We start from the raw sequence: 1,562 nt of genomic DNA, 5'->3' as shown, positions 1-1,562 counted from the left end.
AATCATGAGCTTGCTTCGTATCAACCATGCCATTCCCGTCAATTCAAAAGGACACTAAAAATACCGGTTTAAACGGAGGTTGGCATGGTAAATCTAATACGACGAAGTGTAGTTAGCGGTCTCGTTGTCGGCATGTTTGGTTGTTCGTCATTTGATTATCCCGATCATGGTCAGGGTGGATTGGCGGAAAGCTATCAAGATATTTCGATTGAGAACTATCAGTTCTCGCCTGTTATGCCAGATGAACCATTGGGCCCAGAGCATGGATTGCGATTCGATTGGCAGTTGACCAAGCTTCATCTCGACGCTTTGATTCAAGAAGGCGCTCGTTGGTGCTTCCCTGCTGCAGTGGTGCAAGCACTCGAGAAGCAAAATCGCATTGCTCGTGAACTAGAAGGCGGTTTACTGCTTGATGCCGCGAATGACCTGGTCATCCAGCGTCGTCGATTAAACCAGCTTGAGCAGCAACTCGACTACGTACTTACGCAAACCACTTGCACGCCGCCGGATGACATCGATGCACTAAGGAATGACTTAAACATCGTCGCCGATATTTATGCGCTGCTCAACGTCGACAATCAGTTTGCCATTGATTCTGCGGAGATCAATCCGAAGTACATGGGACACTTGGCAGAAGCCGCTTATATTCTGCGCGACCACCCTGCTCTGTCTCTGGTTGTCACTGGCCATGCGGACGTCACGGGTACGCCTGAGCACAATAAAAAACTAGCACAGGAACGAGCCGAGCAAGTTAAACGATACTTAAGTGTGTTCGGAGTAACGTCAGACCGTGTACAAACCAAATCTGTTGGCGACACATTGCCTTTGTATGAGGGACAAACGCCAGCCGTGCGCCTAACCAACCGTCGAGTGAGCATCGAAGTTCTCAGCGCAAACTCTGATAGCAATGCGCCAAGTAATCACAATTTACCTAACAAAGGCAACATGCCAACGAGCGCGAGCGGTTCGATAGGAGGCGCGTTATGAGCATTTTCAAAACGTTTTTTGCCTTGTTCACGTTGTGCGTGCTCGCTTGGGTAACCCCTCTGCATGCCGCAGATAACGACACAGTAAAAGTTGGTGACTTAGTACAGATCAACCTGCCCGGCGAAGCATCGCTAAACCAAGGTTTTCAAGTGGACCGCCGCGGACGAATCAACTTACCGGAAATTGGTCCGGTGTTTGTTGCTGGTTATAACGAGCAGCAATTGCAAGATGTCATTATTGAAACGCTGAAAACCGTCTATCGAGACGTGAATAACGCTCGCGTGTTCATTAAACAGCAACAACTGCTTGTCTCCGTGCAAGGCTACGTTGTTAAGCCGGGTGAATACACGTTGCCCGCAGGTTCTAACATCCAAATGTTTGTTTACGAAGCTGGCGGACTCCGTGCTGGCGCGCAGCTCGACAAAATGATCGTCAAACGTGGCGATCAGAACATCGAGTTCGATTACAAACGCTTTTTGGATACAGGCGACAACAGCCAGCTACCAAAACTGGAATCGTTAGACGTGTTATTTGTGCCTGCTTCCCCATTGGTCGGCAACATTGAGCAAGAATTC

At 48.9% G+C, this 1,562-nt stretch carries 2 protein-coding genes; both read left to right on the top strand.

The window, feature by feature from the left end; all coding sequences use genetic code 11:
• The first annotated feature begins 84 nt into the window (after window positions 1-84).
• Window positions 85-987: an OmpA family protein gene (locus R7Q46_RS24815; RefSeq protein ID WP_005491469.1), complete on the top strand. Its 903-nt coding sequence runs from the start codon at window positions 85-87 to the stop codon at window positions 985-987.
• Window positions 984-1,562 (top strand): polysaccharide biosynthesis/export family protein (locus tag R7Q46_RS24810; protein WP_318077881.1); only part of this gene is annotated, 579 nt, incomplete at its 3' end. The genes R7Q46_RS24815 and R7Q46_RS24810, both read left to right, overlap by 4 nt.

This window comes from Vibrio sp. 811 (assembly GCF_033339195.1).
Note: the sequence above shows the minus strand (reverse complement) of the source record. Positions and strands in the feature narration are given on the sequence as shown.

Bases quoted from the DNA above. Each gene is read 5' to 3' on its own strand.
- R7Q46_RS24815 (WP_005491469.1), top strand. From the start codon at position 85: ATGGTAAATCTAATACGACGAAGTGTAGTTAGCGGTCTCGTTGTCGGC.